The organism is Rhodococcus sp. Ni2 (genome assembly GCF_021352185.1).
Classification (GTDB): Bacteria; Actinomycetota; Actinomycetes; order Mycobacteriales; family Mycobacteriaceae; genus Rhodococcus_F; species Rhodococcus_F qingshengii.
Map to the genome: position 1 here is coordinate 411,399 of NZ_WOXZ01000003.1, position 13,394 is coordinate 424,792.

The 13,394-nt window shown below is 63.0% G+C and carries 11 protein-coding genes; 9 read left to right on the top strand and 2 right to left on the bottom strand.

Annotation, left to right across the window (positions count from 1 at the left end):
- Window positions 1–46: 46 nt before the first annotated feature.
- From lspA to dnaE, 5 genes are all read left to right on the top strand, one after another.
- Window positions 47–733 (top strand): signal peptidase II, encoded by a 687-nt coding sequence (lspA, locus tag GN300_RS28435; RefSeq protein ID WP_003941684.1) that lies wholly within the window; start codon window positions 47–49, stop codon window positions 731–733.
- On the top strand, window positions 730–1,656 hold the full coding sequence (locus GN300_RS28440) for an RluA family pseudouridine synthase (protein ID WP_007733161.1): 927 nt from the start codon (window positions 730–732) through the stop codon (window positions 1,654–1,656). The genes lspA and GN300_RS28440 overlap by 4 nt, the downstream gene beginning before the upstream one ends.
- Entirely contained in the window at window positions 1,653–2,336 is a 684-nt protein-coding gene (locus tag GN300_RS28445) for a hypothetical protein (RefSeq protein ID WP_007733159.1), read from the top strand. Before GN300_RS28440 ends, GN300_RS28445 begins: the two co-directional genes overlap by 4 nt.
- Window positions 2,333–3,286 (top strand): EamA family transporter RarD, encoded by a 954-nt coding sequence (gene rarD / locus GN300_RS28450; RefSeq protein WP_063316139.1) that lies wholly within the window; start codon window positions 2,333–2,335, stop codon window positions 3,284–3,286. Before GN300_RS28445 ends, rarD begins: the two co-directional genes overlap by 4 nt.
- Window positions 3,287–3,385: 99 nt before the next feature.
- Entirely contained in the window at window positions 3,386–6,922 is a 3,537-nt protein-coding gene (gene dnaE, locus GN300_RS28455) for a DNA polymerase III subunit alpha (RefSeq protein ID WP_003941755.1), read from the top strand.
- 94 nt (window positions 6,923–7,016) lie between these two features.
- On the opposite strand, the gene GN300_RS28460 is transcribed toward dnaE, so the two are convergent.
- Window positions 7,017–7,250, bottom strand: coding sequence for a hypothetical protein (locus GN300_RS28460; RefSeq protein WP_003941759.1), 234 nt, complete (start codon window positions 7,248–7,250; stop codon window positions 7,017–7,019).
- 186 nt (window positions 7,251–7,436) lie between these two features.
- On the opposite strand from GN300_RS28460, the gene GN300_RS28465 reads away from it, so the two are divergent.
- The 3 genes from GN300_RS28465 (at window position 7,437) to ilvA (ending at window position 11,178) form a co-directional block, all read left to right on the top strand.
- Window positions 7,437–7,871 carry a nitroreductase family deazaflavin-dependent oxidoreductase gene (locus tag GN300_RS28465; RefSeq protein WP_003941666.1) on the top strand — a complete coding sequence of 145 codons (435 nt, stop codon included), beginning with the start codon at window positions 7,437–7,439 and terminating at the stop codon, window positions 7,869–7,871.
- Window positions 7,872–7,968: 97 nt separating this feature from the next.
- Complete coding sequence (locus GN300_RS28470) at window positions 7,969–9,744, top strand: pyruvate dehydrogenase (RefSeq protein WP_063316138.1); 1,776 nt, start codon at window positions 7,969–7,971, stop codon at window positions 9,742–9,744.
- A 78-nt stretch (window positions 9,745–9,822) separates the two neighbouring features.
- Window positions 9,823–11,178 carry a threonine ammonia-lyase IlvA gene (gene ilvA / locus GN300_RS28475; RefSeq protein WP_063316137.1) on the top strand — a complete coding sequence of 452 codons (1,356 nt, stop codon included), beginning with the start codon at window positions 9,823–9,825 and terminating at the stop codon, window positions 11,176–11,178.
- A 13-nt stretch (window positions 11,179–11,191) separates the two neighbouring features.
- On the opposite strand, the gene GN300_RS28480 is transcribed toward ilvA, so the two are convergent.
- Window positions 11,192–11,713, bottom strand: coding sequence for a TetR/AcrR family transcriptional regulator (locus GN300_RS28480; RefSeq protein WP_007733148.1), 522 nt, complete (start codon window positions 11,711–11,713; stop codon window positions 11,192–11,194).
- Between the two features lie 128 nt (window positions 11,714–11,841).
- Here GN300_RS28480 and GN300_RS28485 point away from each other — a divergent pair, with 128 nt between their 5' ends.
- Window positions 11,842–13,383, top strand: a complete 1,542-nt coding sequence (locus GN300_RS28485) for an MFS transporter (protein ID WP_042452853.1) — start codon at window positions 11,842–11,844, stop codon at window positions 13,381–13,383.
- The last annotated feature ends 11 nt before the right edge of the window (window positions 13,384–13,394 follow it).

Sequence of the window (13,394 nt, forward strand, 5' to 3'; positions counted from 1 at the left end):
GCAGAGTGCGTGACCCGGTGCGGTGAACATGAGGGATGATGGTTGCGTGAGTACAGACCACCCAGACCGAGATGTCAACGCGGAGGATCAGCCGATTACCGAAATCTCGAAGGCCGACGAGCCCGAAACCGTGAAACCGGAAGCCGTGAAATCGGAAGACGGTGACCTGGCGGTTGCGCCGGTCGAAAAGCCCCGCCGGCTGACCATGCTCATTGCCATCGCCGCTGTCATCCTGCTCTCGGACATTCTCACGAAGGTGTGGGCAGTCGCCGCGGTCAAACCGGGGCAGCCGATCGAAATCATCGGTGACGTGGTCACATTCACGATGGTGCGCAATCCGGGGGCAGCGTTCTCGATGGCGACGTCGATGACGTGGATCCTCACTCTCGTCGCAATCGGTGTGGTCATCGGTGTGATCAAGATCGGTCGCACGCTCCGATCACCGTGGTGGGCGCTCGGTCTCGGCCTCGTTCTCGGCGGCGCGCTGGGTAACCTCGTCGACCGATTCTTCCGCTCTCCCGGAATCATGCGCGGACATGTGGTGGATTTCGTCTCCGTCGGCTGGTGGCCGGTGTTCAACATCGCGGATTCCGCGATCGTCTGTGGCGCGATTCTGCTCGTCGTCCTGACACTGTTCGGCTTCGAACCCAACGGTGAACGCCTGCGTGATCACAAGGCGGACGACAAGAAGCTCACCGAATCGAAGGCTGCAGCCGAGGGAGAAACCAAGTGAGGGAATCCCGTTCGATGCCCGTGCCCGACGGTCTCGATGCCATGCGCGTCGATGCCGGCCTCGCGCGCCTTCTCGGACTCTCGCGCACCGTGGTCGCGACACTCGCGGAAGAAGGCTCGGTACTCGTCGACGGTGTGGCCGTCGGCAAGTCCGATCGTCTGACCGCAGGGTCGTGGCTCGAGGTAGTCCTGCCCGAACCGCCGCGGCCCCTGACCATCGAAGCGACACCGGTCGAGGGAATGGAGATCCTCTACGCCGACGACGACGTCGTGGCAGTCGACAAGCCCGTCGGAGTTGCCGCGCACGCCAGCGTCGGGTGGACGGGACCGACCGTCATCGGCGGACTTGCCGCGGCCGGTTTCCGCATCTCGACGTCCGGTGCCCACGAGCGTCAGGGCATCGTCCACCGCCTGGACGTCGGAACGTCGGGTGTCATGGTGGTTGCCACATCCGAGCGCGCGTACACGTTGCTCAAGCGCGCTTTCAAGCAGCGGACCATCGACAAGCGCTACCACGCTCTCGTGCAGGGACATCCCGACCCGAGCAGCGGAACGATCGACGCGCCCATCGGACGCCATCACGGGAACGACTGGCGATTCACGGTCACGGCCGACGGCAAGCCCAGCGTCACGCACTACGACACCATCGAGGCGTTCCAGGCAGCGAGTCTGCTGGACGTGCACCTCGAAACCGGTCGCACACACCAGATCCGTGTCCACTTTTCGGCGTTGCGCCATCCGTGCTGCGGTGACCTGACTTACGGCGCGGACCCTCGACTTGCCGAAAGGCTCGGCCTCGAGCGCCAGTGGTTGCACGCCGTGTCTCTTGGATTCGCACATCCGGCGGACGGTCGCTGGGTCGAGATCAAGAGCAAGTACCCGAAGGATCTCGAACACGCACTCGAAGTTCTCCGGTCCTCATGACACCGCGCGGGCTTACCCCCGCGCCGGCCGTCGTCGCGGTGGTGGTCGGTGTGGCGGCGGTGGTGGGCGTGGGGTTCGCGAATCCCGTGCCGACCCCGCCGATCCGGACGGACACCCTGGGTCCGGACAGTGGGGAAGCTGTCCCGGACTACCTCGACCGAGCGCGAGATTCCGTCGCGTCGGTCGATGGGCCGGTATGGGCGTTGGTCTCGTTCACGAAGGCACTCACCGTCGACGAGGTCATCACGTCGACCAGCAGTGTTCAGGTGCCGGGCGCTGAGGTCTCGGGCGTTCGCGTGTCCAGGGTCATGTTCCGAGTTCCGATCGAGCGCGTCCAGACGCCGCTCATGTCGGTGCCCGTTCCCGACAACGACGAAGCAGTACGCAGATCGCCCGGTGTTGCAGCCACGCGACTGGTCTCGCTCGGCGGCGACACCGATCGTCAGCAACAGGTGGCGCTCGCGTCGGCGAAGCAATTGTCCGCCGGGTGCGCCTGCGCGGTGGGCGTGCTGGTGCGAGCGACTCCCGAAGGACTCGAAGCGATCGAACATGACTCGAACGTCCGTGCAGTGGAAGCGTTGCCGTCCGACGCCTCGCCGTGGTTGGCAGCCGTCCGTCCCTTGCTGCCGGAGTACGTGGACGTCGTTGCTCCCGGCCCCGACGACGGTCCGGTCCCGTGAACTCCGGTTCTGCGAACAAGGACGAACGCGCTAGGTCCGGTTCGTCGTCGGGGATCTTCTACGGTGTGGCGGCGTTCCTGTTGTGGGGAACGTTCCCGGCATTCTTCGGGCTACTCGACTTCGCCGATCCGGTCGAGATCCTTGCGCACCGGGTGGTGTGGACCCTCCTGTTGATGCTGATCGTGTTGGCCTTTGCCGGCCGCCTCGGATCGCTTCGCGGAATCAGCGCACGCACCTGGCTGCTGGTGACCGCGGCATCAGCGGCGATCGCGGTGAACTGGGGGACGTACATCTATGCCGTGGTGTCAGGCCGCGTCGTGGAGGCGGCTCTCGGGTACTTCATCAACCCGCTGGTCACCGTTCTGCTCGGCGTCGTGATCTTCCGCGAACGATTGCGTCCCGCCCAGATCGCCGCGCTCGTTCTCGCTGCCACGGCAGTTGTGGTGATCACGGTCGACTTCGGGAAACCTCCGATCGTCGCTTTGCTGCTCGCCGGCTCGTTTGCCACCTATGGGTTGGTCAAGAAGGTGGTTCCGCTCGATCCTCGAACCAGTTTGACTGCCGAGGGAGTCGTTGCCGCACCGTTCGCGGTCGGCTATCTCGTGTTTCTCGGCCTGACCGGGGCCGGTGCATTCATCAGCAGCGGTACCGGGCACAGCCTGTTGCTGCTTGCCGCCGGCCCGGTCACCGCGCTGCCGCTGCTCCTGTTCGGCGTCGCCGCTCAGAGAGTTCCGTTGGCGACGATGGGCATGCTGCAGTACCTCACCCCGGCGCTCCAGATGGCGTGGGGTGTGGCCGTCATGCACGAGGACATGCCGGCCTCACGCTGGATCGGCTTCGTTCTGATCTGGGCTGCACTGGTGATCTTCACGACAGACACCTTCGTCGCCGGTCGACGTTCGCGGCGTTCGGTGAGGTCGAGCGCCGAACCCGAGGTTCCGGTCACGTGACCGGAGGCGGCGCACGGCGATTCCGCTACGTCGGTCGCCGGTCGTGTCGGCAGCGCGGCATACACTCGATCTCGCTCCCAGACCTTCAGAGAGGCGCACGTGGCTGACTCGTTCGTACATCTTCACAATCACACCGAGTACTCGATGCTCGACGGTGCGGCCAAGGTCGGCGCCATGTTCGAGGAGGCCGCTCGTCTCGAAATGACCGCAGTCGGCATGACCGACCACGGAAACATGTACGGCGCCAGCCAGTTCTACAACGAGGCAAAGAGCGCCGGCATCAAGCCGATCATCGGCATCGAGGCCTACATCGCACCCGAGTCTCGCTTCAACACCAAGCGAGTTCTGTGGGGCGATCGCAGCCAGAAGTCCGACGACGTCTCCGGTAGCGGTGCGTACACCCACATGACGATGGTGGCCGAGAACGCGACCGGACTCCGCAACCTCTTCAAGCTGTCGTCGCTCGCGTCCATCGAGGGCCAGCTCGGTAAATGGCCACGGATGGACGAGGAGCTCATCGCCGCGCACGCCGAGGGCATCATCGCGACCACGGGTTGCCCGTCCGGTGAGATCCAGACCCGCCTTCGTCTCGGTCACGATCGCGAGGCTCTCGAAGCTGCCGCGAAGTGGCAGGAGATCTGGGGCCCGGACAACTTCTTCCTCGAACTGATGGATCACGGTCTCTCGATCGAGCGCCGTGTGCGAGAGGGTCTGCTCGACATCGGCAAGCAACTCGGTATTCCGCCACTTGCCACCAACGACTGCCATTACGTCACCAAGGACGCCGCCGAGAATCACGAGGCGCTGCTCTGCATTCAGACCGGCAAGACGCTCTCCGACCCCACTCGCTTCAAGTTCGACGGCGACGGCTACTACCTCAAGTCCGCTGCCGAGATGCGCGCCATCTGGGACAACGAGGTACCGGGGGCATGCGACAACACCGTTGCCATCGGCGAGCGTGTGCAGTCGTACGAGGACGTCTGGGCATTCCACGACCGGATGCCGATCTTCCCGGTCCCGGAGGGACACACGCAGCAGACCTTCCTGCGCGCCGAGGTGATGCGCGGACTCGATCGCCGCTTCCCGAGCGGACCGCCGCAGGAGTACCTCGCCCGCGCCGACTACGAGATCGGCGTCATCAACGAAATGGGCTTCCCGGCCTACTTCCTCGTGGTCGGCGACCTGATCAACCACGCCAAGGACGTCGGGATCCGTGTCGGGCCCGGCCGTGGATCGGCTGCCGGTTCGTTGGTGGCCTACGCGATGGGTATCACCAACATCGACCCCATCCCGTACGGGTTGCTGTTCGAGCGATTCCTCAACCCCGAGCGTGTGTCCATGCCCGATATCGATATCGACTTCGATGATCGCCGTCGCGGCGAGATGGTTCGCTACGCGACGGACAAGTGGGGCAACGACAAGGTCGCCCAGGTCATCACCTTCGGCACCATCAAGACCAAGGCTGCCATCAAGGACTCGGCTCGCGTCCAGTTCGGCAAGCCGGGCTTCGCCATCGCCGATCAGATCACCAAGGCACTCCCGCCGCCCATCATGGCCAAGGACATCTCTGTCTCCGGTATCACCGATCCGAAGCACGAGCGGTACAAGGAGGCCGTCGAGGTTCGAGCACTCATCGACTCCAGCCCGGACGTCGCGAAGATCTACAAGACCGCGGTGGGTCTGGAAGGGCTGATCCGTAACGCCGGTGTGCACGCCTGCGCGGTCATCATGTCGTCCGAACCGCTCACCGACGCAATCCCGGTCTGGAAGCGCGCCCAGGACGGCGCCATCATCACCGGGTGGGACTACCCCTCGTGTGAAGCCATCGGCCTGCTCAAGATGGACTTCCTCGGTCTGCGAAACCTCACGGTCATCGGCGACACGCTCGAGAACATCAAAGCCAACCGCGGCATCGACCTCGACCTCGACACTTTGCCGATGGACGATGCGGCAACATACGAACTGCTCGCCCGCGGTGACACTCTCGGTGTGTTCCAGCTCGACGGCGGCGGTATGCGCGAGTTGCTGAAATTGATGCAGCCCACCGGATTCGGCGACATCGTCGCCGCCTTGGCGCTGTATCGACCGGGACCGATGGGTGTGGACGCCCACATCTCGTACGCCAAGCGCAAGAACGCCTTGGAAGACGTCAAGCCGATTCACCCCGAACTGGAGGAGCCGCTCGCGGAGATCCTCTCCGAGACCTACGGCCTGATCATCTACCAGGAGCAGATCATGCAACTGGCGCAGAAGGTGGCCGGGTACACCCTGGGTCAGGCCGACTTGCTGCGTCGCGCCATGGGTAAGAAGAAGCTGTCCGAGCTGGAAAAGGCCTACGCCGGCTTCCGGCAGGGCATGTTGGACAACAACTTCAGCGAAGCCGCCATCAAGGCGCTGTGGGACACGGTCCTTCCCTTCGCCGGCTACGCGTTCAACAAGTCGCACTCCGCCGGCTACGGACTCGTGTCGTACTGGACTGCGTACCTCAAGGCGAACTACCCGGCCGAGTACATGGCGGGTCTGCTGACCTCCGTCGGTGACGACAAGGACAAGTCCGCGATCTACCTCGCCGACTGCCGCAAGTTGGGCATCACCGTTCTCCCGCCGGACGTCAACGAGTCACGCGTCGACTTCGCGACCGTCGGCGACGACATCCGTTTCGGTATGGGGTCGGTGCGCAACGTCGGCGCCAACGTCGTCGCCTCGATCATCAAGGCGCGCACCGAGAAGTCGAAGTTCACAGATTTCTCCGACTATCTCGGCAAGATCGACGCGATGGCTTGCAACAAGAAGGTCACCGAATCGCTCATCAAGGCCGGTGCTTTCGACTCGTTGGGTCATCCGCGCAAGGGCCTGATGTTGGTCCATGCCGACGCCATCGATTCCGTGATGAGCACCAAGAAGGCGGAGGCGATCGGACAGTTCGACCTCTTCGGCGGTGCCGAGGCGGACGAGTCGATCACCTCGGTGTTCGACGTCAAGATTCCTGACGAAGAGTGGGATTCCAAGCATCGCCTGGCGCTCGAACGAGAGATGCTGGGGCTGTATGTCTCCGGTCACCCGCTCAACGGCGTCGAGCACATTCTTCGCCAGCAGTCCGACACGTCCATCGCCGCGATTTTGGAAGGCGGCGTCCAGGACGGTGCCCAGGTAACTCTCGGCGGCATCATCGCCTCGGTGGACCGCCGGGTCAACAAGAACGGTCTGACCTGGTGCATCGTGCAGCTCGAAGATCTCGTGGGTGGAATCGAGGTGCTGTTCTTCCCGCAGGCGTACGCCGTGTACGGAATGGACATCGCCGAGGATGCCATCGTGTTGGTCAAGGCTCGCGTTTCGATCCGAGACGATCGGATGTCACTGATCGGCAACGACCTTGCGGTACCTGATATTTCGGCGATCGGGGTTGCGCGTCCGCTGTCGGTCTCGCTGCCGCTTCGGCAATGCACCAAGGACAAGCTCAGTGCTCTCAAGCAGGTGTTGACCAGGCATCCGGGGACGTCCGATGTCCATGTCCGACTGATCGGCGGAACCGAAATCAGCTTGTGGAAGGTCGACGACGTCCTTCGGGTCGAACCGTCCTCGGCACTGATGGGCGACCTGAAGGCATTGCTCGGACCGAGTTGCCTGACGGTCTGACCGCCGAGCGGACCTGAACCGAACGAAGGGACCTTGCTGCTGATGCAGCAAGGTCCCTTCGTTCGGTTCGCGGGAGTTCGGGGGAGTGCGGTGATCAGGTGGTGCGTGAGTAGTGCACGCGCCGTACCCACCACGTGACTACAGCGGCCGTTGCGGCAGTCAGTACGGCCACCTGCATCGACTGCGTGACGGCACCGGCGACGACGAACAGCACGAACCCGACCACGAGAGCTTCGATCTTGTACAGCGGCCACCGAGTTCCGGCCAGATCGACGCAATAGTCGGGGGAGGGGCGTGATTCGCGAGTGGAGATATCTGCGGTGGTCATCTCGTCCCTTTCCGATACGGCAGTTCGAAGCTGTGGTTTCAGAGTAGCCAGAGATGAGAGTTCGGGCAAGCGAACTTTATTGATCGGCAGCTCACTTAATCGATCAACCAGGGGAGTGCGCGGGCGACAGGCCTGGTCGGCGTGGTTCGGTGGCCAAGGTGCTCGAGTGGGTGTTCACTGGTACACATGCCAATCACAGGTGAGTACGAACCCAGTCCAGCGTCGTGGGCCGCCGATCAGGTCGCACGCATCGAGAACTCCGGTGGCACCGAGGGAAACGACATGAACGGCATGCCCGTCGTCGTTCTCACGACCATCGGCGCAAAGTCCGGCAAGGTCAGGAAGACGCCGCTGATGCGGGTCGAGCACGACGGTTCGTATGCCGTTGTGGCTTCGCTCGGTGGCGCCCCGAAGAATCCGGTCTGGTACTACAACGTCAAAGCCGACCCGCACGTCACGCTGCGTGACGCGACGCAGGTCTTCGACCTGGTTGCTCGGGAAGTCACCGGCGACGAGAAGGCGGTCTGGTGGGAGCGCGCTGTCGCTGCGTACCCCGACTACGCCGATTATCAGACGAAGACCGATCGTGAGATTCCGGTGTTCGTGCTCGAACCCAAGTAACCCCGCATTCCACAAGAAGCGCTGCATCAATCACAAGTAAATCGTCACTTCCGGGGGTCGGCGATCCCGACTCCCGTGAGTGTGTCATGGAGGTCTGATGAGTCCGAAAACCGTTGCAGATCAATTGGTTCAGCAGCTCGTTGACGCGGGTGTCAGTCGGATCTACGGCATTGTCGGTGACAGTCTCAATCCCATCGTCGATGCGGTTCGTCGCACCGGTGGTTCCGAGAAGGGCGGAATCGATTGGATACACGTCCGGCATGAGGAAGCAGCCGCCTTTGCGGCCGCAGCGGATGCCCAGATCACCGGAAAACTCGCAGTGTGTGCCGGATCCTGCGGTCCCGGAAACCTTCACCTGATCAACGGCCTGTACGACGCTCATCGTTCGGGCGCGCCGGTCCTCGCGATCGCCTCGCACATCCCCAGCGCCCAGATCGGAATGGGCTACTTTCAGGAAACGCATCCCGAGCGGATCTTCATCGAATGTTCGAGTTACACCGAACTCGTCAGCACGGCAGTCCAATCACCTCGCGTGGTGCAGTCGGCGATTCAGCATTCGGTGGCTCGAAACGGCGTCTCGGTGATCGTGCTTCCCGGGGACATCGCCGATTGTCCGGCAGAAGGCACCCCGCCGACGCTCGTCGAAACCCGAAGGCCGACAGTCGTTCCGGATGCCGGTGACGTCAAGGCGTTGGCAGATGTGATCGACGGCTCGCGTAAGGTTGCGATCTTCGCCGGCGCGGGCGTGCGAGATGCGCGCGCGGAGGTTCTGGCGTTGGCCGAAACCGTCGGCGCTCCCATCGGGCATTCACTGCGTGGCAAGGAATGGATCCAGTACGACAATCCATACGACGTCGGGATGACCGGATTGCTCGGTTACGGTGCGGCGCACGACGGTATCCACGGCGCCGATCTCCTGCTCCTGATCGGTACGGACTTTCCCTACGATCAGTTCTTGCCCGACGACGTTCGTACCGCTCAGATCGACATCGCGGCCGAGCGGTTGGGGCGTCGAACCAGCCTGGACCTGGCTGTGCACGGCGACGTCGCGAGCACCTTGAGCGCACTGATTCCGCAGCTCGATCGAAAGACCGACCGCGGGTTCCTGGAGGACACGCTCGCCAAGCACAACACTCTGATGACCAAAGTGGTTGGTGCATACACGGATCCGGTCAAGCAGCGCACGCCGATTCACCCCGAGTATGCGGCATCGATCTTGGACGATCTGGCAGCCGACGACGCAATCTTCACCGCCGACACCGGGATGTGCAACGTGTGGACGGCGCGCTATCTCAATCCGAACGGATCGAGACGCTTCATCTCCTCGGCGCTGCACGGATCGATGTCCAATGCGCTCCCACACGCGATGGGTGCTGCATGGTCGAGTCCGGGGCGTCAGGTCATCTCGGTGTCGGGCGACGGTGGATTGTCGATGCTGCTCGGTGAGTTGGTCACCGTCGCGATGTACAAGTTGCCGGTCAAGATCGTGGTGTTCAACAACTCGACGCTCGGAATGGTCAAGCTCGAGATGCTGGTCGACGGCCTTCCGGATTTCGGGGTCGACGTGCCCGCGGTCGACTACGCGGCGGTTGCTGCTGCGCTCGGTATCTTTTCGCGCCGAATCGAGAATCCCGCGGATATCGAAGCGGGCCTACGCGCCGCGCTCGATCACGACGGTCCGGCCTTGGTTGATCTGGTGACCGATCCGCTGGCATTGTCGTTGCCGCCCACCATCACCGGTGGTCAGATGAAGGGCTTCGCTTTGGCGATGTCGAAGATGGTGATGAACGGCGGCGTCGGCGAGGCAGTGCAGATGGCCAAGTCGAATCTGCGGAACGTGCCACGTCCCTCACAGTTGGATCCTCGCGGCTGACCTACCGCCACCCTGCCTCGCAGACCATGCGGGGCGGGGTGGTGGGAAGGTTGATCTCCGACGTGCGAAAATGGCGGGGTGTCTAACTCGCCCGATGTCGTAGTAACGAAGTCCACCGTCCCCGCGCTCGACGCGCAGGAGATCGACGCGGCCATCGAGCGAATTCAGCACGTCATTGCGGCGACACCTCTGCAGTACAGCGACCGTCTTTCGGCGTTGACCGGGGCACACGTGTACCTCAAGCGCGAGGACCTCCAGGGCGTTCGTTCGTACAAGATTCGTGGAGCGTACAACCTGATCGCTCAGCTCAACGAGGCCGAACGCGGTGCCGGCGTAGTGACTGCCAGTGCCGGTAACCATGCGCAGGGTGTTGCTTTCGCGTGCCGAACGATGCAGATCAAGGGTCGGATCTACGTTCCGGCCAATACCCCCAAGCAGAAGCGTGATCGCATTCGCGCCCACGGCGGAGCGTTTGTCGAACTGTTCATGATCGGTGAGACCTATGACGCCGCCGCTACTGCGGCCGCCGAGGACGTAGCCGAAACCGGCGCAACCATGGTTCCCCCGTTCGACGACGTGCGCACCGCTGCGGGGCAAGGAACCATCGCAGCGGAGATTCTCACGCAATTGGACGCCCCTCTCGACACGATCGTCGTGCCGGTCGGCGGCGGCGGTTGCATTGCGGGCATCGCCACCTACCTGCACGAACGGTCGCCCAAGACGTCGATCGTCGGGATCGAGCCGTCCGGTGCGGCGTCAATGACGGCCGCTCTTGTTGCCGGGGGCCCGGTGACTCTTCCCGACGTCGATCCATTTGTCGACGGCGCAGCGGTCAAGAGGATCGGCGATGTTCCCTACGAGGTCGTCTCACGTCTGGGTGCCGCCGTGGTGTCGCACGCGTCGTTGCCGCTCGTGGCTCGTCAACTTCAGACACGGTCCGGTTCGGGATCGTTTGTCGTCAATCAGATCGACGAGGGCGCTATCTGCACGGCGATGCTCGAGCTGTATCAGAGCGAGGGCATCATCGCCGAACCCGCGGGAGCGCTTTCCGTTGCGGCACTTCAGAATTTGACGTTCGAGCCGGGTTCGACCGTCGTGTGCCTGATCTCCGGTGGCAACAACGACGTCTCTCGTTACGGCGAAATCCTCGAGCGTTCGCTCGTTCACCTCGGGCTCAAGCACTACTTCCTGGTCGACTTTCCGCAGGAACCGGGAGCGCTCCGTCGCTTTCTCTCGGACGTGCTCGGGCCGGACGACGACATCGCGCTGTTCGAGTACGTCAAGCGAAACAATCGCGAGACGGGTGCCGCGTTGGTGGGTATCGAACTCGGTTCCGCCGACGGGTTGGCGGCGTTACTCGAGCGGATGGAGCGCGCGCCGATGCAGTCCGAGAGGCTCGAGCCGGGAAGCCCGGCGTACCGCTATCTGACGTAAGAGACGCCCCCGGTCAGGGCCGCAGTCGCTCGACCACCTGTCGATGCAGTTCGGGATCCGGCTGGGGGAGCCCGAGCATCGCCGCCAAATACAGGCCGTCGCCGACGAGTCGGATGATCTCGGCCTGCACAGGGTCGGCGATCTCGGTCTGAAGGCCCTTGTCCCAGCTCCGCATCACATGTGTGACGGCTTTCTGGATTTCGTCGTGTTGTCCGTCGACTGTTCTCAGTGCCGCGATGATCGACCGGAAGAGTGAGAGTTCTTCGCTTTCGTTCGCATCGGGGATCTGCAGATAGAACTCGGTGACCGTCGTACCGCCTGCTACGGCGTCTTCGAGTTGCTGATCCGAGCGTTCTCCGAGTCTGCGGACCATCGCCGCGAGCAGTGCTTCCTTGCTGGGGAAGTGATAGAGAAGTCCGCCCTTGGAAACCCCGGCTTCGGCGGCAACGCCTTCGAGCGTGACTTGGGCGACGCCGCTGACCAGCAGCAGCTTCTCCAGTGCGTCGAGAATTCGATCGCGAGTGTCGGCAGCCATGTGATGTGACCCTACCCGGAAATAACTTTACCGCTCGGACGGTTCACTGTTACCGTAGACCTACTGTACCGGCTGGACGGTGCAGTGAAGTCTTTTCGAAAGAACTCAGAGAAAGTCGCAGGGGAGCAATGTCAGTGTCGGCAGATACGTCTGCAATCAATCCCGACGAGGTTCGGGCGACAAAGCGTGACTGGGCGGGCTTGATAGTCCTTGCCTTTGCTGTGTTGCTCATCGCAGTCGACGGCACGGTGCTCGATCTTGCGCTTCCGTTCATCAGCGCCGACCTCGAACCGAGCAGCACGCAGTTGCTGTGGATCATCGACGTCTATTCGTTCGTGCTCGCCGGTCTGCTCATCACCATGGGTACGCTCGGCGACCGGATCGGTAGGCGAAAACTGCTCCTGATCGGCGCAGTCGGCTTCGGTCTCGCCTCGATCATCGCCGCTCTCGCTGTCAGTCCCGAGATGCTCATTGCCGCCCGCGTGCTGCAGGGTATTTCCGGTGCAACGCTGATGCCTGCCACCCTCGGTCTGATCCGCACGATCTTCGTCAACCCGCGTCAGCGCACCGAGGCGATCGGTGTCTGGGGCGCGATGGCCGGTGGCGGTACCGCGGCCGGCCCGTTGGTCGGTGGTTGGTTGCTCGAGCACTTCTGGTGGGGTTCGGTCTTCTTGATCAACATTCCGGTCATGATCGCGCTGGTTGTACTCGGCCCGATCCTGATCCCGGAGTCGAAGGACCCCAATCCGGGTCGATTCGACCTCATCAGCGCTGGTCTGTCGATGGCGACCATGTTGCCGCTGGTGTACGCGGTCAAGGAATCCGTGGTGCACGGCGTCAGCATCACGTTGCTGGTGATCGGCCTCGTTGGTCTCGCGGCGGGTTACGTGTTCGTGCGTCGTCAGCGGATGCTGAAGGATCCGATGTTGGATCTGAAGCTGTTTGCCAACGCGTCGTTCTCCACCGCCGTCATCACCAACCTGCTCTCGATCTTCGCGCTGGCAGGTGTCCTGTTCTTCGGCTCGCAGTACCTGCAGTTGGTGCTGGGTAACTCGGCGCTCGACGCCGGCCTGCTGATGCTCCCGGGTATGTTGCTCAGCGCATTCACCGCGGTTGCGGCAGCCTGGTTGATTCGCCGGTGGTCGGTGTCTCACGTGCTCAGCGCGGGCCTCGCGGTTGCCGGTATCGGTGCTGCGATGCTGCTCGCGCTCGGCGTCGACAGCGGCCCGTTGATGTTCGTGATCGGCTTCGGTCTGGCCGGTGCTGGTGTCGGTGTCGCGTTGACGTTGACATCGGATCTCGTGGTCAGTTCGGTGGAACCCGAACGCGCCGGCGCTGCTTCCGCTGTGTCGGAGACCGCGTACGAACTCGGCATCGCGCTCGGCGTGGCGATCCTGGGCAGCGTGGTGATGGCGATCTTCCGCAAGGGAATCGACACCTCGATGCTCGAAGCAGATCAGGCGCACGCTGCACAGGGCACACTCGGCGGTGCCCTGCAGGAAGCAACGTACCTACCTGGTGAACTCGGTTCGGTGCTTGCCGATTCCGCGAAGTCGGCGTTTGTCGACGGTATGCACGTTGCTGCCGGTGCAACAGCTTTGGTTCTGTTCGTCAGTGCCGCATTGGTGTTGAGGATGCTGCGGAGTACACCAGAGAACGCGAAGCGTTAATACCGGAATCT